Source organism: Streptomyces sp. NPDC005811, assembly GCF_040630405.1.
Lineage (GTDB): Bacteria > Actinomycetota > Actinomycetes > Streptomycetales > Streptomycetaceae > Streptomyces.
The window spans coordinates 227501-247366 of record NZ_JBEXXK010000005.1; the positions used below are offsets into that span (position 1 = coordinate 227501).

Below are 19866 nucleotides of genomic sequence, written 5' to 3' on the forward strand. Positions count from 1 at the left end.
GTCGCAGCGGGGCCGCGCGGAAGGGTCCGCACGGCGGCCGCTGCGCCGGGTGCCGCGCGGTCGCCAGGCAGTGGCATGCCCGTGACAGCAACTGTCTAGGCTGACGGGATGAATCGACGGGGGCATGGAAAGTTCAGGTTCGCGGCGGTGTCGGTGCTGGTGGTGCTGGCACTGACGGGGTTCTCCACGGGGAGCCACCACGGCATCGGCAAGAGCAGCGGCAAGCACCGGAGCGGCAGCAGCGACAGCGACAGCAGCAGCGGCGGGGGCGGCGGGTGCAGCAGCTCCAGCCAGGACCATGACGGCTCGTCGTCCGGCGGCTCCTCCGCGGCGACCGGGCAGGACGCCGTGGTCGACCTGCTGATCTGCGCGACGGAGTCCGACCCGTACGCCACGCTCCGGCTCACCAACCCGAACTCCACCGGCAACCACTTCACCGTCACCGTCCGCTTCTTCGACGCCGGCTCCCGGGAGCTGGAGGAGCGGACCGCGGACGCATACGTCGCCGGGGACGGCACCACGACGGTCCAGGTGGCCATGTCCAGCGCGTCGGTCGCGGCCAAGGTCGACCACTGCGAACCGGACCCGTACGCCCCGGCCGTCGACTGATCATGAGTACGTCAGGTACGCCACGTACTTGACGTACCTGGCGCCCAGGCCCACCCTGAAAGAGGTTAGGGACGAGCGAGGAGGCAGGCCATGGCCGCGGTGCACTACGAGAGCTACACGCAAGCGCGCGCCCACCTGAAGGACCTCCTCGACGCGGCCGACGAGGGGCGCGTGGCCACCGTGCGCCGTGACTCCGGCCGCTCGGCGGTCGTGGACGTGGAGCGGCTGCGCCACTATCTGTCGCTGGTGTGCCCGTCCAAGGCGGAGGTGGTCTCCGAGGCGAACGGCTGGTCCGTCTTCCTGCCCGGTCTGCCGCTGGCCGCCGACGGGGCCACGTTCGACGAAGCCATAGGAGAGATGGTCCAGGTCCTGCGCGAGTATGCCGAGGACTGGCAGGACAGGCTGCGGACCGCGCCCAACCACGCGGACAACTGGGGCCTGGTGCAGCTGATCGCCCTCAGCGATGACGGACAGTTGCATGACTGGCTGGTAGGTGCCCCGAGGTGACCTGGCCCCAGCCAGACCGTGAGAACCACGACCGGTTCTGCCGCGCCGAGAAGTGGGAGCGCGTCCGCGACGCACGCGGGCGCACCGGCACCCATCACGTGACCTACGAACTCACGCTGCACGACGGCCGGATCCTGCGTACGAGAATCTCGCACCCGGTGGACCGCACCGTGTACGGGGCGGCGATGTGGGGGCACATGCTGCGTGACCAACTGGACGTCGCCGAGGACCGGTTCTGGGCCTGCGTGCAGCAGGGCGAGCTGCCCGACCGAGGCGCTCCCGAACCGCCCCGCGAGGCGCTTCCCGCCGACCTGGTGCATCTGCTGATCCACCGGGTGGGCGTCGGCGAGGACACCGTGGCGGGGATGACCAAGGACGAGGCGGTCGCACGCCTTCAGAAGTACTGGACGGACGGGGCCTGACCTCCCGCCCCGCCAGGCACCTCTGCCCACACGGTCTTGCCCAGGGGATACCGGTCCGCTGACCCCCAGCGCACGGCCAGGGCGTCCACCAGCAACAGTCCCCGACCGCCCTCACCCTCTGGACAGGGCGCGGTCGGGGCCACGGGCAGCCGCCTCCCGGAGGCGGCGTCCGCGACCTCGACGCGCACCAGACCCGCTGCCGGGTCCAGAGCGAGCCGGAGACCGAAATCCCGTCCCGGCACCCGGCCGTGCCGCACGGCGTTCGCGGCCAGCTCGGCGACGACCAGGGCGACCGCGCACGACACGTCGGACGCCGCCGCGTGACCCCACTCCTCCATGCACCGCACGGCGAACCGCCGGGCCAGCCGCGCCCCTCGCGGCGACGAGACGAACTGCCCGGTGTATGAGGTCGTTCCTGTCAGCACGGCTGGCCGCCCTTTTCCGTCGTACACGAGTCATCACGTTCCGTGTCCAAGAGTCGGCCGATCGCCCTACGCTCGACAGGTGGCAGAGCCTTACTTTTCCTCTCGTAAGGAACGGAAGTGACGCCTTGGCCAACGGAATTGATCCCAGCGCGTCGGTGGCGGCCCTGTTCGGCGCACGGGTGCGCAGACTCCGTACGGCGGCGGGCCTGACCCAGGCCGAACTCGGCGACCGCACCCACGTGGTGAGTACCCGGATCACCCAGATCGAGCGGGCGTCCGGGGCGAAACCGACCCTGGAACTGGCCCGCGCGCTGGACGCGGCGCTCGGCGCGGACGACCTGCTGGTCGAGCTGTGGCCGTACGTGTACCGGGAGGCGTTTCCGGACTGGTCGCGGAGGTTCATGGAGTACTCGGCACGGGCGGTGTCCATCAGGCAGTACGCGGCGCATGTGGTGCCGGGTCTGTTGCAGACGGAGGATTATGCGCGGGCCGTTCTCAGCTTGGATGCGCTGCTGGATGGTGAGGAGCAGCTGGAGGAACGCGTCGCCGCCCGCATGGGGCGCCAGGAGCGGCTGAGTTCGCCCGATCGGCCGGAGCTGTGGGTGATCCTGGACGAGGCGGTGCTGAGGCGCTTCGATCAGGGCGGGCACGAGGCGATGGGCGGCTCGCTGACGATCCTGACCCTGCCGGACGGCTCGGAAGTGGCCTACGCGGAGGGTTCGGACTACGGCCAACTCATCGAAGAACCAGCCCATGTCAGCCGCTACATGGTGATTTACGATCGGCTGCGGGCGGCAGCCCTGCCCCCGCTCATGTCACTCGACATGATCCGGTCCACGATGGAGGGCAACTACCGTGGCTCGAATCTTCCGTCCCGAACTGAACGGCGTCGACTGGCGCAGGAGCAGCTACAGCAATCAGGCGGGAGGCGACTGCGTGGAGGTGGCCCAAGGATTCCCGGCCGTCGTCCCGGTCCGTGACAGCAAGGCCCCGCGCGGCCTGGCGCTGTGCTTCGAGGCCGCGTCCTGGGCGGCTTTCATAGGCGGACTGAAGGCCTGACGCACCCTCACCGCACTGCGTCAGATCTTGATCACACGTACGCCAGGGCCGCACAGCATCAGGAGGTCCTCGGGGTCTGACGTGAGGACGGTCACGGGGGAGGGGGAGGCCAGTGCGGTGGCGGCCACGATCGCGTCGAGGGCGTACTTGTGGCCGTGCAGGCCGGCCGCGGCGAGGAGTTTGCTGGCGTGGCGGGCGATGGCTTCGGTGGGCGGGACGATGTTGACGCGGGAGACGGCGTAGTCGAAGCGGGCCTGGTTGGTCTTGGGGTCGCGGGCTTCGACGAGGGTGACGGAGCTGGTGGCCACGCGGATGTCCTCCGCCTCCGCTGCAGCCAGCCACTCGGTGAGCTCGGGTGTGCGGCGTACGAGCATGGACAGGCCCTCGCAGTCGAGGACGAGGGTGCCGCTCACGCGGCATCCGCCGAGCCTGCCGCGTCACCGCGCAGGATCGCCCGCTTGGCCTCGACCGCGGCATGGTCGACGGGGCCGTGATCGGCTTCCGCGTCCTCAATGAGTTCACGCAGCCGGTCGCGCTCCAGTTGGCGCTGAATGAGGGCTTCCACATACGCGGACATGCCGCGCTTTCCGGTACGTGCCTTGAGGGCGGCGATGGTGCCTTCATGGAGGGAGACGGAGACCGGGCGGACGGGGCCTTCGCCGGGAGCGGGTTCGGGGGTGGTGGCCATGGAGTCATATTAACAAAACTTTTGTTAATTGGCGGCTGCCCTCACCCGGTTGTTCGCGGCGGGCCTTCCGCCCACACAGATCACGGACTACCTCATCCTCGCCTACCGGCTCAAGGAGACCCTTCGGGAAGGGCCGCTGGCGCCCCCTTGGTTCATCAGGTTGAGCCACTGCGCTCGGGGCAGCCGTCGGTGCCGGATCGCGACGGACGGCGTGGACATGTTCGTCGAGCACGGACTCGGGGATCTCCGCAGAGCCCGGGACGGTCAGGCCCCCATCCACGAGGGGTCACCGCACCCGAGGCCGCCCCCCCGACCGCCCCCCGAACAGCTCCGCCTGCTCCTCGTCCGGCAGGTTGCCCAGGGCGATGAGATGCGGCGCCTGGGACCAGCCCGCCCCGCGTGCCGCCTCCGTCGCCGACCACAGGGCCCGTACCGTGCCCTGGACGCCGGTGGTCGGGTATCCGGCGATGACCGTGGCGCAGGCGGTGGCGGCCCCCAGTGCCTCGCCGGGGTCGGTGAGTTCGGAGACCAGGCCGATGGCGTGGGCCCGCCGGGCGGAGAGCCGTTCGGCGGTGCCCATCAGCATCATGCGGGCGGCCTCGCCGTACGGCATCCGTCCCGCCATCAGCACCGACTCGTACGCGCTGACCATGCCGTACGTGGTGTGCGGGTCGAAGAAGACGGCGTCCGCCCCGGCCACGATGAACTCGCACTCTCCCAGGAGGTAGAAGGCGCCCCCGCAGGCCATGCCCTCCACGGCGGCGATCACCGGCTTCCAGAGGTCGTTCGCCTTGGGGCCGATGGTGAGGAGGGGGTCGTCCTGCATGTAGGGGGAGGGGGGTTGCGGGACGACCGCGTCCCGGTCCAGGCCGGTGCTGAAGGCGCGGCTGCCGGTGCCCGTGAGGACCACGGCGCGGACGGAGTCGTCGAAGCGCAGGTCCCGCCACACCTGCGCGAGCCGCCGGGCCGTGTCCAGGTCGATGGCGTTCAGCTTGTGCGGGCGGTCGAGGGTGACGACCGCGACCCCGGTCTCCTTCGACACCTCCACGGTCACGGTCACGGCCGCTCCAGCGTCCACTGCACCAGCCCCTCGGCCGTGAAGACCGCCTGCACCCGGGCGCCGATCCGGACCCGGTCGGGGGAGAGGGAGTCGAGAGGGGCTCCGGCCGCGCGGACCAGGTTGCCGACCAGGCGGATCCGGGGCGCGTCGGCGAGTTCGACGAGGATCACGTTGTACGGGGCCTGCGCCGCGTACTCGGGCAGCAGGGGCGGGTGCGGGACGACGTACGACCAGATACGGCCCCGTCCGGACGTCGGCCGCCACTCGCTCGCGAAGGAGTGGCAGTGCGGGCAGCAGGGGCGGGGCGGGAAGCGGGGCTCGGCGCAGTCGGCGCAGGTCTGGACGCGGAGTTCGCCCTGCGCGGCGTACTGCCAGAAGGGGGCGCCGTCGGGGTCGGTGACCGGGGTCAGCATGGTGGTCAGCTCCTCAGCAGGAGAGCGGAGGTGGGGACGCCCTCGCCCGCCGTGACCAGGCAGGTCGCGGCGTCGGGGACCTGGGCCGTGCTGGTGCCGCGCAGCTGCCGTACGCCCTCGTTGATGAGGTTGAAGCCGTGCACGTACGCCTCGCTGAGCCCGCCCCCGCCGGTGTTCAGCGGCAGCCGGCCGCCGATCTCCAGGGCGCCGCCCTCGGTGAACGCGCCGCCCTCGCCCCGGCCGCAGAAGCCGTAGCCCTCCAGGGAGAGGGGCACCAGGGCGGTGAACGCGTCGTAGATCTGGGCCACGTCGACGTCTGCGGGGGTGACGTCGGAGTGCTTCCAGAGGTGGCGGGCCGCCGTCCACGCGGGACCGGTGAGCGGGTCGTCGTTCCAGTAGTTGACCATGCCGTGGTGCTGGGCGGGCAGGCCCTGCGCGGCGGAGTGCACGTACACCGGCCGCTGCCGGCAGTCCCGCGCCCGTTCCCGGCCGACGAGTACGCAGGCCAGCGCCCCGTCCGTCTCCAGGCAGTTGTCGTACAGGCACAGGGGCTCGCTGATCCAGCGGGCGGTCATGTACATCTCGCGGGTGAGGGGGCGGTCGTACATGATCGCGGCGGGGTTCTGGTTGGCCCGGTTGCGGCAGGCGAGGGCCACGTTGAAGAGGTGGTCCCGGGTCGCGCCGTACTCGTGCATGTAGCGGCGGGCCAGCATGGCTATCTCGTCGGCCGGGCGGAGCAGGCCGTAGGGGCGGGTCCACTGGGCCGGGGTGGGCAGCTGGACGGCGGTGCTGGTCCAGGGGCGGGGCCCGCTGCCGCGCTTGCGGGAGCGCCAGGCGACGCCGACCGTGGCCTGGCCGGAGGCGATGGCGGCGGCCAGATGCGCGACGGTCGCGCACGAACCCCCGCCCCCGAAGCCGACCTTGCTGAAGAAGGTCAGGTCGCCGAACCCGACCGCCTTGGCCAGCTCGACCTCGTCGGTTTCCTCCATCGTGTAGGAGGCGAGCGCGTCGACCTCGTCCGGGGCGATCCCGGCGTCGTCGAGCGCGGCGAGGACGGCACGGCAGGCGAGGGTCTTCTCGCTCTCGGGGAGGTGCTTGGCGAACCGCGTCTGGCCGATGCCGACGATCGCGGTGGCGTCCTTGAGGGTCACGCTGCACGCACCTCCACCAGGAGAACGACAGGGCAGGCACCAGGCAGTCGGCCCGGACGGCACGGCTGACAGGTCGTCAGGCTACCGCTAATCTGACGGGTAGTCAGCTAATGGGGAGGCCGGTCATGCGCGGTGACGTGGAGTGGGGCACGATCCCCGAACTGGTGCGCCGGGCGGCCGAGCGGTACGCGGACACCGAGGCGGTCGTCGAGGGCCGGACCCGGATCCCGTACGGCGAACTCGGCGCCCGGGTGGAGCGCGCGGCGGCGGCCTGTCTGGCGAACGGGGTGCGGGCGGGCGACCGGGTCGGTATCTGGGCCCCCAACTCCCTGGACTGGATGGTCGCGGCGCTGGGCGCGGTCACGGCGGGCGCGGTGCTGGTGCCGCTCAACACCCGGTTCAAGGGCATGGAGGCGGCGGACGTGCTGCGCCGCAGCGGCGCCCGGCTGCTGTTCGTGACGGGGACCTTCCTGGGGACCTCGTACGTGGCCTCGCTGCGCCGGGCGGCGGGGGAAGGTCCCTCGGGCGGTCGCGGGCCCCTGCCCGGACTCCCCGCCCTCGAACAGGTGGTCGTCCTCTCCGACGACGCGCCCGCCGACTTCCGCACCTGGAAGGACTTCCTGGCGAGCGGGGAGGGCGTGGGCGCGGGGGAGGTGCGGACCCGGGCGGACTCGGTGCGCGGGGACCGGCCCTCGGACCTCGTCTTCACCTCCGGTACGACGGGCCGCCCCAAGGGCGCGGTGATCACACACGCGCAGACCCTGAGGGCGTACGAGGTGTGGAGCGATCTGGCCGGTCTGCGCCACGGCGACCGCTACCTCATCGTCAACCCCTTCTTCCACACCTTCGGCTACAAGGCGGGCGTGATCGCCTGTCTGATGCGGGGCGCGACGATGATCCCGCAACCGGTCTTCAACGTGGACACGGTCCTCGCGAACCTGGCCGCGGAGCGGGTCTCGGTGCTGCCCGGCCCGCCCACGCTCCACCAGTCCCTGCTGGACCACGCGTCCAGGGACACCTACGACCTGTCCGCGTTGCGGCTGGTGGTGACGGGTGCGGCGGTGGTGCCCCTCCAGCTCGTCGAACGGCTGCGGGGCGAGCTGGGCGTCGGGACGGTCCTCACGGCGTACGGCCTCTCGGAGGCGAGCGGCATCGTGACGATGTGCCGCCGCGGCGACGACCCCACGGTGATCGCCTCGACCTCGGGCCGCGCGATCCCCGGCACCGAGATCCGGGTGGAGGCGCCCCCCGGACAGCCCGGGGAGGTCCTGGTCCGGGGCTTCAACGTCATGCGCGGCTACTACGAGGACGAGGCCGCCACACGGGAGGTGCTGACCCCCGACGGCTGGCTGCGCACGGGCGACATCGGCGTCCTGGACGCGGCGGGCAACCTGCGCATCACCGACCGGCTGAAGGACATGTTCATCGTCGGCGGCTTCAACGCCTACCCGGCGGAGATAGAGCAACTCCTCGGCCTGCACCCGGACGTGACGGACGTGGCCGTCATCGGCGTCCCGGACCCCCGCCTCGGCGAGGTCGGCAGGGCCTACGTCGTCCGCCGCCCCGGCGCCCACCTCACCGCCGACGACCTCATCGCCTGGGCCCGCCGCGAGATGGCCAACTACAAGGTGCCGAGAACGGTGGAGTTCGTGGGGGAACTGCCGCGCAACGCCAGTGGGAAGGTCGTGAAGGGAGAGTTGCGGGGGCGGGCGTGAGCCCCCGGCACGACCCCTGAGGCCCCCGCCCCGGGACGCGCGTCGGCCGCGGTGGCTCCCCCTCCGTGCCACCGCGGCCGCGCGTCCCCGTCCGGGAGCGGTCCGTCACCTCACGGACGCTGGACCGACGCGTGGGCGTCGAGCGTCGTGATCTCCTCGTCCGCGGCGGTCTTGAGGGGCTCGCTCGACGCGTGGGCGTCCAGCGTGGTGACCTCCTCGGTCGCGGCCTCGGTGGTGTTGAGCGGTTCGCTGGAGGCGTGGGCGTCCAGCGTGGTGAGCTCCTCGCTGGAGGCGTGAGCGTCCGTCGGCTTGAGGTCCTGGCTGGTGTCGGCCATGGCGGACTCCTGAATCAGTCGGTGCAGCGGATGGATCGGCCCGTCCGGCGGCCCCCCCAGGGCTCGCCGGACGAGCGTCGCAAGGCCGTTCACCTTAGTGGTGCGGCCACAGCCCGATCCGTCTGCCCCCCGACGCGGCGGATCGGTAGGGACGACAGTGCCCTGGTGCGATAAACGATTGATGAACGCGGGGACCGGCCCGCCGATCGCAGGGACCGGCCCGCCGATCCCGGGTCTCTGTCCGCGCGGCCTCACGACCCTGCCCGCCCGTCCGCCCCCTAGGCCACCGCCGTGGGCTTGAGGAGGGCCCGGACCTCCGCCTCCTCGGGCGAGCCCAGTTCCTTGAAGACCGTGAGGGCGTCGGACCAGCAGACCCGGGCGCGGCCCGTCTGGCCGATGGCGGCGAGCCCGCGGCCGAGGACGGTGAGGATGTTGGCCCGCCGCCACTCGCCGCCGATGCCGTGCAGCACGGCGAGCGCCTGCTCGGCCTGGGCGGCGGCCTGGGCGGGCTGACGGTCGGCCAGATGGACCTCGGCCAGCCGGAAGAGGGTCATGCCGTGCCAGAACTGCTGCCGGTTCTCCCGGAACGTCTCCAGCGCCTCCGTGAGGACGGCGTGCGCCTGGTCGACCTGGCCGGCCCCCGTGAGGGCCAGCCCTAGCGCGTACTTGCCGTTGGCGAGCCGCAGCGCGAGACCGGTGTCGGCCGCCTCGTAGAGGGCGATGCCCTGCCGGGCGAGTTCGACGGCGCTCGCGGTCCGCCCCGTCGCGAGGTGGACCCGCGACAGGTTGCAGAGCGCGGCGGCCTCCCCCGGCTTGTTGTGGTCCGCCCGGAACGCTTCGAGCGCCTGCGTCAGATGCCGTTCGGCGTCGGCGTGCCGGTTCTCGTACAGGGCGATGATGCCCCGCTGGTTCGGCGCCTGGCCCGACGCCACGGGATCCTTCGCCGCCAGCCCCAGTTCCAGCGCACGCCGTGCCTCGGCCTCGGACTCCGCGAACCGCCCGGACAGGCTGTGGACGTGCGTCAGCATGGTCCGGGCCCGGGACTCCGCGAGGTTGTCCCCGGCCGACCGGGCGGACGCGCTGACCGCCGTCGCCGCCTGGGTGAACTGATAGGAGTTCGCGCCGGATTCACCGAGGTCCACGGCCGCCATCAGCAGATCGGCGGCACGGCGCAGCATCCCCGGTGCCGCCGACTGACGGGCGCAGGACAGCAGGTTGTCGGCCTCCGTGAACAGCCAGTCGAGCGCCGCCTGCTGGGTGGCGAAGGACAGCCCCCGGTACCGGGTGGTCTCGAAGTGGTCGAGGACGCGCTCGCCGGGTCTCTCCAGCGCGTAGACCGCCGCCGCGGACGCCAGATAGAAGTCGAGCAGCCGCGACAGCGCGGCCTCCCGCCCGTCGGCGGGCCGCTCGTCCCGCTCCGCGCAGGCACGCGCGTAGAGCCGTACGAGATCGTGGAACCGGTAGCGTCCGGGCGCCGCCGACTCCAGCAACGACGTGTCGACGAGGCCCTCCAGCAGATCCTCCGTGTCCTCCGCGGGCAGGTCGAGGACCGCGGCGGCCGCGGCCAGGGAGATGTCGGGACCGTCCGCCAGGCCCAGCAGCCGGAACGCCCGGGCCTGCCCCGGCTCGAGCTGCCCGTACCCCAGCTCGAACGTCGCCTTCACCGCCAGGTCGCCCGCCTGGAGTTCGTCGAGCCGGCGGCGCTCGTCGCCGAGCTTGGCCGCGAGGACCGCGACCGTCCAGGTGCGGCGGGCCGCGAGGCGGGAGGCGGCTATGCGGATCGCCAGCGGCAGGAAGCCGCAGGCCGCCACCACGTCCAGCGCGGCGTCCCGTTCGGAGGCCACCCGCTCCTCGCCCACGATCCTCGTGAACAGCGCGAGCGCCTCGTCGGGGGACATCACGTCGAGATCGACGAGGTGCGCGCCCGCCAGGCCGACCATCCGCACCCGGGAGGTGATCAGCGCCGCGCAGCCCGCCGTGCCCGGCAGCAGCGGCCGTACCTGGGCCGCGTCCTTCGCGTTGTCGAGCAGCACCAGGACCCGGCGGCCGTCCAGCACCGACCGGTACAGCGCCGCGCGGTCCTCCAGGGAGTCCGGGATCGCCGAGTCGGCCGTGCCGAGGGCGCGCAGGAAGGAGCCGAGGACGGTCTCCGGCTCCGCCGACCGTGCGCCGGCGCCCTGGAGGTCGACGTAGAGCTGCCCGTCGGGGAAGGCCGTGCGGGCCCGGTGGGCCACGTGCACGGCGAGGGTCGTCTTGCCGACGCCCCCGATCCCCGCCAGCGCCGACACCGCCATGACCCGTCCCGTGCCCTCACCCGCTCCGGACTCGGCCAGCACCTCGCTCAGCTCGGTCACGAAGGACGCGCGGCCGGTGAAGTCGGGCACGGTCGCCGGGAGTTGCGCGGGGCGCACCCGGACGACCCCCGGCTCGGCCGGCGAGGCCGAGGGCTCCGCCAGCTCCGGGTCGGCCTGGAGGATGCGGCGCTGGAGCTCCCGCAGCCCCGCGCGCGGGTCCACCCCCAGCTCCTCCGCCAGCAGCCGCCGGGTGTCCGCGTACACCGCCAGCGCCTCCGCCTGCCGCCCGCTGCGGTACAGCGCCAGCATCAGCAGCTCCCGCAGCCGCTCGCGCAGCGGATGCGCGGCCGTGAGCGCGGTCAGCTCGGAGACCGCCTCCGCGTGGCAGCCCAGCTCCAGGTCCAGGTCCAGCCGGGTCTCCAGCAGCCCGAGCCGCCACTCCTCCAGCCGGACCCGCTGGGTCTCCGCGTAGGGGCCGGGGACCCCGGCGAGGGCCTCGCCGTCCCACAGGCCCAGCACCCGGTTGAGGTGCTCGCGGGCCCGGCCCAGGTCGCCGGAGGTGCGCGCCTTCTCCGCCTGGGCCGCCCAGTCCTGCGCGACCGCGAGATCGAGGGCGCCCTCGCCGAGGCCGCGCACGGCGTAGCCGCCGGACTCGCTCACCAGGACCCCGGGGTCCAGCACCTTGCGCAGCCGCGAGGCGTACGTCCGTACCGCCGCCAGCGCCTGCGACGGGGGTTCCTCGCCCCACAGGGCGTCGATCAGCTCACCCGCGGTCGCGGTACGGCCCTCGCGCAGCAGCAGGGCGGCCAGCAGCGCCCGCTGCTGCGGGGACCCGGTGTTCAGCTGCTCCTCGCCGCGCCGTGCGCGCACCGGGCCGAGCACGTCGAAGCGGAGCGCCGCCGGTTCCCCGGGGGAGCCGGGACGCCTCTGCTCCGGCACGCGCGGGCCGCCGGGTCCTACGCGGTGGTCCATCAGGGCTCCCCTTAGACATCCGAATGACCGGTTCATCTTGCCTTGTCGGCACCGGAGTCGTCAGCCGCGCAGGACGCCGATTCCGGGCGGCGCACGTGAGTCCACACAGCCCTCACATCCGGGACGCACACCTCTCCACAGAGTCGATCAACTCCGACCCCGTCTGATACAGCTGACGGACCGTCAGATCGGCGCTACCGTGCCCCCATGGAGACCACATCCGGCACCACGACCCCTCTCCCGATGATCATCTCCGTCGACGACCACACCGTCGAACCCCCCACCGTCTGGCAGGACCGGCTCCCGAAGAAGCACCTCGACACCGGCCCGCGCATCGTGCGCGCCCCGCTGAAGGAGATGACCTTCCTCGGCGGCCGCTTCAAGCCCGTCATGGGTGACCCCGGCGACGACGGCCCCCTCGGCGACTGGTGGGTCTACGAGGACCTCAAACGCCCCCTCACCCGCCTCGACACCGCCGTCGGCTTCAGCCGGGACGAGATCAGGCTGGAGGTCATCACCTACGAGCAGATGCGCCCCGGCTCCTACGACGTCCCCTCCCGGCTCGCCGACATGGACGTCAACCACGTGCAGTCCGCGGTTTGTTTCCCGACCTTCCCGCGATTCTGCGGCCAGACCTTCACCGAGGCCGCCGACCACGAGCTGGGCCTGCTCTGCGTGCGCGCCTACAACGACTGGATGGTGGAGGAGTGGTGCGGCCCGCAGGCCCGGGGCCGGCTGATCCCGCTCACCCTCGTCCCCCTGTGGGACGCCGAACTGGCCGCCGCCGAGGTCCGCCGCAACGCCGCCCGCGGGGTCCGCGCCGTCGCGTTCTCCGAGATACCCCCGCACCTGGGCCTGCCCTCGGTCCACACCGACTACTGGGACCCGTTCCTCGCCGCCTGCGACGAGACCGGCACGGTCGTCGCCATGCACATCGGCTCGTCCAGCCGGATGCCCTCCACCTCGGCGGACGCCCCGCCCGCCGTCGGCTCCACCATCACCTTCGCCAACTGCTGCTTCTCGATGGTCGACTGGCTGATGAGCGGCAAGTTCGAACGCTTCCCCGACCTGAAGGTGATGTACGCCGAGGGCCAGATCGGGTGGATCCCGTACATCCTGGAGCGCGCGGACGTGGTCTGGGAGGAGAACCGCGGCTGGGGCGGGGTCGCCGACAAGGTCCACCGGCCGCCGTCCGAGCTCTTCGCCGACCACGTCTACGGCTGCTTCTTCGACGACGCCTTCGGCCTGCGCAACCTGGACTCCATCGGCCTCGGCAACGTCCTCTACGAGACCGACTACCCCCACTCCGACTCCACCTGGCCCAAGTCCCGCGAGGTCGGCGAGGCCCAGATGGGCCATCTGGACCCGGCGGTCGTCGAGCGGATCGTCCGCGGCAACGCCATCGACCTGCTGGGGCTGACCCCGGACGGCCTGTGGAGCCCCCGGTGAGCCTCCAAGGGCCCCCCGCACGCGTCGCGTACGGCATCCAGCTCCCGGTCCAGTCCCAGTCCGCGATGTTCGCCGAGCCCTGGGAGGCCGACGCGGGCCCGGCCGACCTCGTCGCCGTCGCCCGCGCCGCCGACCGGGCCGGCTTCGCCTATCTCGCCGTCTGCGACCACGTGGCGATCCCGCGCCGCCTCGCGGACGCGATGAGCACCGTCTGGTACGACCCCGTGGCCACCCTCGCCCACCTGGCCGCCGTCACCGAGCGGATCCGGCTGCTCAGCCATGTCGCGGTGGTCGGCCTGCGCCACCCCCTCGTCACCGCCAAGCAGTACGCCACCCTGGACGCGCTCTCGGGCGGCCGGCTGATCCTCGGGGTCGGCGCCGGACACGTACGGGAGGAGTTCGAGGCGCTCGGAGCCGACTTCGAGCGGCGGGGCGCCGTACTGGACGAGACGATCGACGCGCTGCGGGCCGCGCTGGGGCCGGAGGAGTTCCCGGTCCACCACGGCAAGCGGTACGACTTCGAGGGGCTCGGGCAGCGGCCCCGGCCGGCCCAGGCGCGGGTGCCGCTGTGGGTCGGCGGCTCCTCCCCGGCGGCGGTCCGCCGGGCCGCCCTCAAGGGCGACGGCTGGCTGCCCCAGGGCGACCCCCGGGACCGGCTGCCCGCGCAGATCGAGCGGATACGGCGGCTGCGCGGCGAGCACCGCGCCACCGGGGGCGCGTTCACCGTCGGCGCCATCACCGAGCCCCTCTACGTCGGCACGCCCGCCTGGGACACCGGCCGGCGCACCCTCACCGGGCCCCCCGAGGCCCTCGCCGAGTCCCTCGGCGCCTACGCCGCGATGGGCGTGGACCAGATCCAGGTCCGCTTCCGCTGCCGCGACCGCGCCGAACTCACCGACCAGATCACGGCGTTCGGGGCCGAGGTGGCCCCCCGGCTGCGAGGAGACTGAGATGGGCAAGCTCGACGGAAGAGTCGTCCTGGTGACCGGCGCCGCGCGCGGACAGGGCGAACAGGAGGCGCGGCTGTTCCGGGAGGAGGGCGCCCGGGTCGTCGTCGCCGACGTCCTCGACGACCGGGGCCGCGCCCTCGCCGAGGAGATCGACGCGCTCTACGTCCACCTCGACGTCGGCCGCGAGGAGGAGTGGACCGCCGCCGTACGGGCCGCGAAGGAGGCGTACGGGCATCTCGACGGGCTGGTCAACAACGCCGGGATCCTGCGCTTCAACGCCCTCGTCGACACACCCCTCGACGAGTTCATGCAGGTCGTGCAGGTCAACCAGGTCGGCTGCTTCCTGGGCGTGCGCACGGTCGCGCCCCAGCTCGCCGACGGCGGCACCATCGTCAACACCGCCTCCTACACCGGGCTCACCGGCATGGCGGCCGTCGGCGCCTACGCGGCCAGCAAGCACGCCGTGCTCGGCCTCACCCGGGTCGCCGCGCTGGAGCTGGCGCCCCGCCGGATCCGGGTCAACGCGGTGTGCCCCGGCGCCATCGACACCGCGATGTCCAACCCGGCGCGGCTGGACCCCGACGCGGACCCCGAGGAGACCACCCGGGCGCTGGACCAGCTCTACCGCAAGCTCGTGCCGCTGGGCCGGATCGGGCGGGCCGAGGAGGTGGCCCGGCTGGCGCTGTTCCTCACCGCGGAGGACTCCTCGTACATCACCGGGCAGCCGTTCGTGATCGACGGGGGATGGCTGGCGGGCGTCAGCGTCATCTGACTGCCCGTCAGCTATTGACCCTGCATGCGGGCGGTGTCAGAGTCTCCAAAACTGACGATGTGTCAGAAAACTGATCCAGGGACGGTGAACCTCCGTGGAATTCGGGCTCTTTGTACAGGGATACGTGGGTAAGCGCGCCGAGACCGACCCCCTCGCCGAGCACAAGGCGCTGATGGAGGAGACCGAGTACGTCATCCAGGCGGACCGGTCCGGCTTCAAGTACGCCTGGGCGTCGGAGCACCACTTCCTGGAGGAGTACTCCCACCTCTCCGCCAACGAGGTGTTCCTCGCCTACCTCGCCCACGCGACGGAACGGATCCACCTCGGATCGGGCATCTTCAACCCCCTCGCCCAGGTCAACCACCCCGTGAAGGTCGCCGAGAAGGTCGCCATGCTCGACCATCTCAGCGAGAACCGCTTCGAGTTCGGCAGCGGCCGGGGCGCCGGGTCGCACGAGATCCTCGGCTTCCTGCCCGGCATCACCGACATGAACTACACCAAGGAGATCTGGGAGGAGACCATCGCGGAGTTCCCCAAGATGTGGCTCCAGGACGAGTACGCCGGCTTCCAGGGCAAGCACTGGCAGCTCCCGCCGAGGAAGGTCCTGCCCAAGCCGTACGGCAAGTCGCATCCGGCGATGTGGTACGCGGCCGGGTCGCCGCCGTCGTACGAGATGGCCGCGCGGAAGGGGCTCGGCGTCCTGGGGTTCAGCATCCAGAAGGTCTCCGACATGGAGTGGGTGCTGGAGAAGTACAAGACCGCGATCGTCGACGCCGAACCCGTTGGGGACTTCGTCAACGACAACGTGATGGTCACGACCACGGCGATCTGCGCGCCCACCCACGACGAGGCCATCCGTATCGCCACCAACGGCGGGCTGCACTATCTGCCCTCGCTGGTGTTCCGGTACCACGACACCTTCCCCCGGCCCGAGGGGTTCCCGGAGTGGCCGGAGACGCTGCCCGAGTACACGCCGGAGTTCGTGGAACTGCTCGTGGAGGAGGAGCTGCTGATCTGCGGGGACCCGGACGAGGTGCTGCGGCAGTGCAAGCGGTGGGAGCAGGCAGGGGCCGATCAGTTGTCGTTCGGGCTGCCGGTGGGGGTGCCCAAGGAGGAGACGCTCCAGACGATCCGGCTGATCGGGGAGCACGTGATTCCGAAGATCGACACGGATCCTGTCCACCGGACCACGCGGTTCCGTCAAGGGGCTTGAGCGTTCGTCGGCGGGTGCGGGTGCGTTGTGGCTGGTCGCGCAGTTCCCCGCGCCCCTTTTCAGTCACGGAGTTGAAAAGGGAACCCCATGCTTGATCACGTCATCAAAGGTGCGACCGTCGTCGACGGGACCGGGACGGCCGCCTTCGTCGCCGACGTCGGGATACGGGACGGGCGGATCGCCGTCGTCGGGACCGTCACCGAGGAAGCCCGCAGCAGTGAGGACGCGCACGGACTCGTCCTCGCCCCCGGGTTCGTCGACCCCCACACGCACTACGACGCCCAGCTCTTCTGGGACCCGTACGCGACCCCGTCCCTCAACCACGGGGTGACGACCGTGGCCGCCGGGAACTGCGGGTTCACCCTCGCGCCGCTCAACCCCGCGCGGCCCTCGGACGCCGACTACACCCGCCGGATGATGTCCAAGGTGGAGGGGATGTCGCTGGTGGCGCTGGAGGAGGGGGCGCCCTGGAGCTGGAGTTCGTTCGGGGAGTACCTGGACGCCCTGGAGGGGCGGATCGCCGTCAACGCCGGGTTCATGGTGGGGCACTGTGCGCTGCGGCGGTATGTGATGGGGGCGGACGCCATCGGCGGGCAGCCCGGCGAGGAGCAGCTGGCGGCGATCGTACGGCTGCTGCACGAGGCCATGGAGGCCGGTGCCTGGGGGTTCTCGACCACGCAGTCGTCCACCCACTCGGACGGGGACCGGCAGCCGGTCGCCTCGCGGCACGCGGGGCCCGAGGAGCTGCTGGCGCTGTCGCGGGCCGTCGGTGAGCACGAGGGCACGCAGATCGAGGCGATCGTCGCGGGGTGTCTGGACCAGTTCAGCGACGCCGAGATCGATCTGCTCGTGGAGATGAGCGCGGTGGCCGGGCGGCCCCTGAACTGGAACGTGCTGACGATCGACTCGGCCGTGCCGGAGCGGGTGCCCCGGCAGCTGGTGGCCAGCGAGCGGGCGCGCAAGGCCGGCGGCCGGGTGGTGGCGCTCACCATGCCGATCCTCACGCCGATGAACATGTCGCTGGGCACGTTCTGCGCGCTGAACCTGATCCCCGGCTGGGGCGAGGTCCTGGGGCTGCCGGTGCCGGAGCGGATCGAGCGGCTGGGGGACCCGGACGTACGGGCCGAGCTGGTGCGGCGGGCCGGGTCCGAGGAGGCGGGCGTCTTCCGGCGGCTGACCGACTTCGGGCGGTACGTCATCGGCGACACGTACAGCGCGGCCAACGAGGGGCTCACCGGGCGCGTGGTGGCGGACATCGCGCGGGAGCGGGGGCTGGATCCCTTCTCCTGCCTGGTGGAGATCTGCGTGGCCGACGAGCTGCGTACGGTCCTGTGGCCGATGCCCACCGACAACGACCCCGCCTCCTGGGCCCTGCGCGCCGAGGCCTGGCAGCACGAGGACGTGCTGCTCGGCGGCTCCGACGCGGGCGCGCATCTGGACCGGATGTGCGGGGCGCCGTACACCACCCGCTTCCTCGGGGACTGTCTGCGCGGACGTCGGCTGACGACTCTCGAACAGGCCGTGAAGATGCTCACCGACGACCCGGCGCGGCTGTTCGGGCTGCGGGAACGCGGGCAGGTGCGGGAGGGCTGGCACGCGGACCTCGTCCTGTTCGACCCGGACCGGATCGACGCGGGCAAGGCCACCCTCGTGCACGACCTGCCGGGTGACAGCCCCAGGCTGGACTCCCGGGCCGTCGGAGTACGGGCCGTCTGGGTCAACGGCGTCGAGGCCATCCGCGACGACGTGGTGACCGGGGCGGTGCCGGGGCGGGTGCTGCGGTCGGGCCGCGACACCGAGACGGTGAGCACCCGGTGAGTCCGGGCGACGGGCAGCGACTGTTCGTCGGCGGGGCCTGGGTGGAGCCGGACGGCGGGCACTACGAGGTGACCGACCCGGCGACCGAGGAGACCGTCGGCGGGGCGCCGGAGGCCTCCCGGGAGCAGGCCCTCGCGGCCTGCGCGGCGGCCCGGGAGGCCTTCGGTCCGTGGTCCCGCACGGCACCGGAGGAACGGGCGGCGGTCCTCGGCCGGGCCGCCGACATCATCCGCGGGCAGCTGGCGCCGTACGCCTCCCTCGCCCAGGCCGAGACCGGCGCCACGACCGGGACCGCGCGCGGGATGCAGGTGGGGGTGGCCGCGGCCCGTTTCCGGCGCTACGCGCGCGTGGAGCCCGCCGAGTGGGCGATCGCGCCGCAGATCAACGAGGCCGGGCCGATGGGGAGGGCGGGCGTGATGGGCGCGCTCGCCGTACGGCAGCCGGCCGGGGTCGTCGCCTGCATCACCTCGTACAACAACCCCTGGGCGAACCCGGCCGGGAAGGTCGCCCCCGCACTGGCCATGGGCAACACGGTGGTCGTGAAGCCCGCCCCGCAGGACCCCCTGTCGGTGTACCGGATGGCGGAGGCGCTGGAGGCGGCCGGGGCGCCGCGCGGGGTGGTGAACGTCGTCTCCGGGCAGGCGGTCGCCGTCGGCGAGGCGGTCGTGGAGTCGCCGGACGTGGACATGGTGAGCTTCACCGGTTCGACGGCGGTCGGGCAGCGGATCGGCGAGGTGTGCGGGCGGACGATGAAACGCCAGCTCATGGAGTTGGGCGGGAAGGGCGCGGCGCTCGTCTTCGACGACGCGGACCTCGGCTCGGCCGTCGCCGGGATCGGCACCACCTTCTCCTTCTACAGCGGACAGATCTGCACGGCCCCGACCCGGGTGCTGGCCCAGCGCGGGGTGTACGGGCGCCTGGTGGAGCAACTGGCGGCGTACGCGGCCCGCTTGAAGGTGGGGGATCCCCGGCTGCCGGACACGGTGGTCGGCCCGGTGATCTCCGCCGCCCACCGCGACCGCGTCGAGTCGTACGTCGCACTCGGCCGCAAGGAGGGCGCGACGGTCCTCGCCGGGGACGGGCCGGGGTACGACCTCCCCTCCCGCGGTTTCTACATCGGCCCGACCCTCCTCGCGGACTGCACCAACGACATGCGGGTGGCCCGGGAGGAGATCTTCGGACCGGTGGTCGTCGTCATCCCCTTCGACGAGGAGGACGAGGGCGTGGCCCTCGCCAACGACAGCGACTACGGCCTCATCGACTACGTGTGGTCCGGCGACGTGGCCCGCGCCTTCCGCGTGGCCCGCCGGCTACGGGCCGGCGGCGTCGGCGTCAACACCGTCGGCCGCAACATGGAGGCCCCCTTCGGCGGCTTCAAGCAGAGCGGGGTGGGCCGCGACGTCGGCTCGTACGCGCTGCACGCGTACAGCGAGGTGCAGGCGATCGTCTGGCCGGGGTGAGGCGGGCTCGGACTGGCCGGAAAACACTCTTGTCGTGGCTTGATCAAATTTTGCTGTGTCTTCGCGGTTAACAGCTGTTAATCTCCCGTCGATCCCCGGCCATGACCAGCCGGGGAGAAAAAACGGGAGGAACCTTGCGTAAATTGGCAGTTGGCGTGCTCGCCGGCGGCATTTTCGCTCTCAGCGCCGGGACCGCGATGGCGGTTTCGTGGCACACCATTCCGACGCTGTCCACGGGGGGCGCGAAGTTCCTGAACGGCCAGTACGCGTTCTGGCCGTCGGGACAGAACCACGGTGCCTTCGAGTGGAAGGGCGACCTGGACGACACCGACAACGGGGACGGTCACAACGTCTACATGCAGGTGCGCGTCGAGGGCTACGACTGGAGCCGGTACAACGGCAAGCAGCGGAGCACCGTGCACTTCGACCAGCTGAACTGGGACGGTGCCGCGCTCCACACCGACGACGCGTACATACGCGTCTGCCGTGACAAGGGCTCGCTGAACCCGGACAACTGCTCGCCGACCAAGCACTACCAGAGGTAAGCCACCGCT

21 protein-coding genes are annotated in these 19866 nt (G+C 72.0%); 13 read left to right on the top strand and 8 right to left on the bottom strand.

Annotated features, from left to right (window positions below):
- The first annotated feature begins 108 nt into the window (after positions 1-108).
- The 3 genes from ABZ490_RS07640 to ABZ490_RS07650 all read left to right on the top strand — a co-directional run bounded on the left by ABZ490_RS07640 (position 109) and on the right by ABZ490_RS07650 (position 1538).
- The gene (locus ABZ490_RS07640; RefSeq protein ID WP_358985736.1) at positions 109-609 is read left to right on the top strand and encodes a hypothetical protein; all 501 of its coding nucleotides are present in this window, start codon (positions 109-111) and stop codon (positions 607-609) included.
- A gap of 90 nt (positions 610-699) precedes the next feature.
- Positions 700-1116, top strand: a complete 417-nt coding sequence (locus ABZ490_RS07645) for a prevent-host-death protein (RefSeq protein ID WP_358985739.1) — start codon at positions 700-702, stop codon at positions 1114-1116.
- Complete coding sequence (locus tag ABZ490_RS07650; protein ID WP_358985741.1) at positions 1113-1538, top strand: cytotoxic translational repressor of toxin-antitoxin stability system; 426 nt, start codon at positions 1113-1115, stop codon at positions 1536-1538. Before ABZ490_RS07645 ends, ABZ490_RS07650 begins: the two co-directional genes overlap by 4 nt.
- On the opposite strand, the gene ABZ490_RS07655 is transcribed toward ABZ490_RS07650, so the two are convergent.
- Positions 1511-1963 (bottom strand): ATP-binding protein, encoded by a 453-nt coding sequence (locus ABZ490_RS07655; RefSeq protein WP_358985743.1) that lies wholly within the window; start codon positions 1961-1963, stop codon positions 1511-1513. The genes ABZ490_RS07650 and ABZ490_RS07655 overlap by 28 nt on opposite strands.
- Before the next feature lie 155 nt (positions 1964-2118).
- Here ABZ490_RS07655 and ABZ490_RS07660 point away from each other — a divergent pair, with 155 nt between their 5' ends.
- Together ABZ490_RS07660 and ABZ490_RS07665 are read left to right on the top strand one after the other, a co-directional pair.
- On the top strand, positions 2119-2943 hold the full coding sequence (locus ABZ490_RS07660; RefSeq protein WP_358985965.1) for a helix-turn-helix transcriptional regulator: 825 nt from the start codon (positions 2119-2121) through the stop codon (positions 2941-2943).
- Positions 2906-3022, top strand: coding sequence for a DUF397 domain-containing protein (locus ABZ490_RS07665; RefSeq protein WP_358985968.1), 117 nt, complete (start codon positions 2906-2908; stop codon positions 3020-3022). Before ABZ490_RS07660 ends, ABZ490_RS07665 begins: the two co-directional genes overlap by 38 nt.
- 20 nt (positions 3023-3042) lie before the next feature.
- Here ABZ490_RS07665 and ABZ490_RS07670 read toward each other — a convergent pair whose 3' ends face one another.
- The 5 genes from ABZ490_RS07670 to ABZ490_RS07690 all read right to left on the bottom strand — a co-directional run bounded on the left by ABZ490_RS07670 (position 3043) and on the right by ABZ490_RS07690 (position 6334).
- Positions 3043-3435, bottom strand: coding sequence for a PIN domain-containing protein (locus ABZ490_RS07670; RefSeq protein WP_358985746.1), 393 nt, complete (start codon positions 3433-3435; stop codon positions 3043-3045).
- Entirely contained in the window at positions 3432-3710 is a 279-nt protein-coding gene (locus tag ABZ490_RS07675) for a hypothetical protein (protein WP_358985749.1), read from the bottom strand. Before ABZ490_RS07675 ends, ABZ490_RS07670 begins: the two co-directional genes overlap by 4 nt.
- 286 nt (positions 3711-3996) lie before the next feature.
- The gene (locus tag ABZ490_RS07680) at positions 3997-4770 is read right to left on the bottom strand and encodes an enoyl-CoA hydratase/isomerase family protein (protein WP_358985752.1); all 774 of its coding nucleotides are present in this window, start codon (positions 4768-4770) and stop codon (positions 3997-3999) included.
- Complete coding sequence (locus tag ABZ490_RS07685) at positions 4767-5183, bottom strand: OB-fold domain-containing protein (protein ID WP_358985755.1); 417 nt, start codon at positions 5181-5183, stop codon at positions 4767-4769. The genes ABZ490_RS07680 and ABZ490_RS07685 overlap by 4 nt, the downstream gene beginning before the upstream one ends.
- 5 nt (positions 5184-5188) lie before the next feature.
- The gene (locus ABZ490_RS07690; RefSeq protein WP_358985758.1) at positions 5189-6334 is read right to left on the bottom strand and encodes a lipid-transfer protein; all 1146 of its coding nucleotides are present in this window, start codon (positions 6332-6334) and stop codon (positions 5189-5191) included.
- A gap of 125 nt (positions 6335-6459) precedes the next feature.
- On the opposite strand from ABZ490_RS07690, the gene ABZ490_RS07695 reads away from it, so the two are divergent.
- Positions 6460-8049, top strand: coding sequence for a FadD3 family acyl-CoA ligase (locus ABZ490_RS07695; protein WP_358985762.1), 1590 nt, complete (start codon positions 6460-6462; stop codon positions 8047-8049).
- A 110-nt stretch (positions 8050-8159) separates the two neighbouring features.
- Here ABZ490_RS07695 and ABZ490_RS07700 read toward each other — a convergent pair whose 3' ends face one another.
- Entirely contained in the window at positions 8160-8384 is a 225-nt protein-coding gene (locus ABZ490_RS07700; protein WP_358985765.1) for a hypothetical protein, read from the bottom strand.
- A 278-nt stretch (positions 8385-8662) separates the two neighbouring features.
- Positions 8663-11650 (bottom strand): BTAD domain-containing putative transcriptional regulator, encoded by a 2988-nt coding sequence (locus tag ABZ490_RS07705; protein ID WP_358985768.1) that lies wholly within the window; start codon positions 11648-11650, stop codon positions 8663-8665.
- A gap of 207 nt (positions 11651-11857) precedes the next feature.
- Between ABZ490_RS07705 and ABZ490_RS07710 the strand changes: the two genes are divergently transcribed.
- The 7 genes from ABZ490_RS07710 (at position 11858) to ABZ490_RS07740 (ending at position 19857) form a co-directional block, all read left to right on the top strand.
- Positions 11858-13099, top strand: coding sequence for an amidohydrolase family protein (locus ABZ490_RS07710; protein ID WP_358985771.1), 1242 nt, complete (start codon positions 11858-11860; stop codon positions 13097-13099).
- A 65-nt stretch (positions 13100-13164) separates the two neighbouring features.
- Complete coding sequence (locus ABZ490_RS07715; RefSeq protein ID WP_358985971.1) at positions 13165-14049, top strand: TIGR03619 family F420-dependent LLM class oxidoreductase; 885 nt, start codon at positions 13165-13167, stop codon at positions 14047-14049.
- 1 nt (position 14050) lies between these two features.
- On the top strand, positions 14051-14821 hold the full coding sequence (locus ABZ490_RS07720) for an SDR family NAD(P)-dependent oxidoreductase (protein WP_358985773.1): 771 nt from the start codon (positions 14051-14053) through the stop codon (positions 14819-14821).
- Between the two features lie 94 nt (positions 14822-14915).
- Complete coding sequence (locus ABZ490_RS07725; RefSeq protein WP_358985776.1) at positions 14916-16034, top strand: LLM class flavin-dependent oxidoreductase; 1119 nt, start codon at positions 14916-14918, stop codon at positions 16032-16034.
- An 87-nt stretch (positions 16035-16121) separates the two neighbouring features.
- Positions 16122-17852 (top strand): D-aminoacylase, encoded by a 1731-nt coding sequence (locus ABZ490_RS07730; protein ID WP_358985778.1) that lies wholly within the window; start codon positions 16122-16124, stop codon positions 17850-17852.
- The gene (locus tag ABZ490_RS07735) at positions 17849-19312 is read left to right on the top strand and encodes an aldehyde dehydrogenase family protein (RefSeq protein WP_358985780.1); all 1464 of its coding nucleotides are present in this window, start codon (positions 17849-17851) and stop codon (positions 19310-19312) included. The genes ABZ490_RS07730 and ABZ490_RS07735 overlap by 4 nt, the downstream gene beginning before the upstream one ends.
- 143 nt (positions 19313-19455) lie before the next feature.
- Positions 19456-19857 carry a hypothetical protein gene (locus tag ABZ490_RS07740; RefSeq protein ID WP_358985783.1) on the top strand — a complete coding sequence of 134 codons (402 nt, stop codon included), beginning with the start codon at positions 19456-19458 and terminating at the stop codon, positions 19855-19857.
- Positions 19858-19866 lie beyond the last annotated feature (9 nt).

Excerpts from the sequence above, each read along its gene's own strand:
- ABZ490_RS07640 (WP_358985736.1), top strand. The coding sequence starts at position 109 with ATGAATCGACGGGGGCATGGAAAGTTCAGGTTCGCGGCGGTGTCGGTG.
- ABZ490_RS07645 (WP_358985739.1), top strand. The coding sequence starts at position 700 with ATGGCCGCGGTGCACTACGAGAGCTACACGCAAGCGCGCGCCCACCTG.
- ABZ490_RS07675 (WP_358985749.1), bottom strand. The coding sequence starts at position 3,710 with ATGGCCACCACCCCCGAACCCGCTCCCGGCGAAGGCCCCGTCCGCCCG.
- ABZ490_RS07685 (WP_358985755.1), bottom strand. The coding sequence starts at position 5,183 with ATGCTGACCCCGGTCACCGACCCCGACGGCGCCCCCTTCTGGCAGTAC.
- ABZ490_RS07695 (WP_358985762.1), top strand. The coding sequence starts at position 6,460 with ATGCGCGGTGACGTGGAGTGGGGCACGATCCCCGAACTGGTGCGCCGG.
- ABZ490_RS07700 (WP_358985765.1), bottom strand. The coding sequence starts at position 8,384 with ATGGCCGACACCAGCCAGGACCTCAAGCCGACGGACGCTCACGCCTCC.
- ABZ490_RS07705 (WP_358985768.1), bottom strand. The coding sequence starts at position 11,650 with ATGGACCACCGCGTAGGACCCGGCGGCCCGCGCGTGCCGGAGCAGAGG.
- ABZ490_RS07710 (WP_358985771.1), top strand. The coding sequence starts at position 11,858 with ATGGAGACCACATCCGGCACCACGACCCCTCTCCCGATGATCATCTCC.
- ABZ490_RS07715 (WP_358985971.1), top strand. The coding sequence starts at position 13,165 with ATGTTCGCCGAGCCCTGGGAGGCCGACGCGGGCCCGGCCGACCTCGTC.
- ABZ490_RS07720 (WP_358985773.1), top strand. The coding sequence starts at position 14,051 with ATGGGCAAGCTCGACGGAAGAGTCGTCCTGGTGACCGGCGCCGCGCGC.
- ABZ490_RS07730 (WP_358985778.1), top strand. The coding sequence starts at position 16,122 with ATGCTTGATCACGTCATCAAAGGTGCGACCGTCGTCGACGGGACCGGG.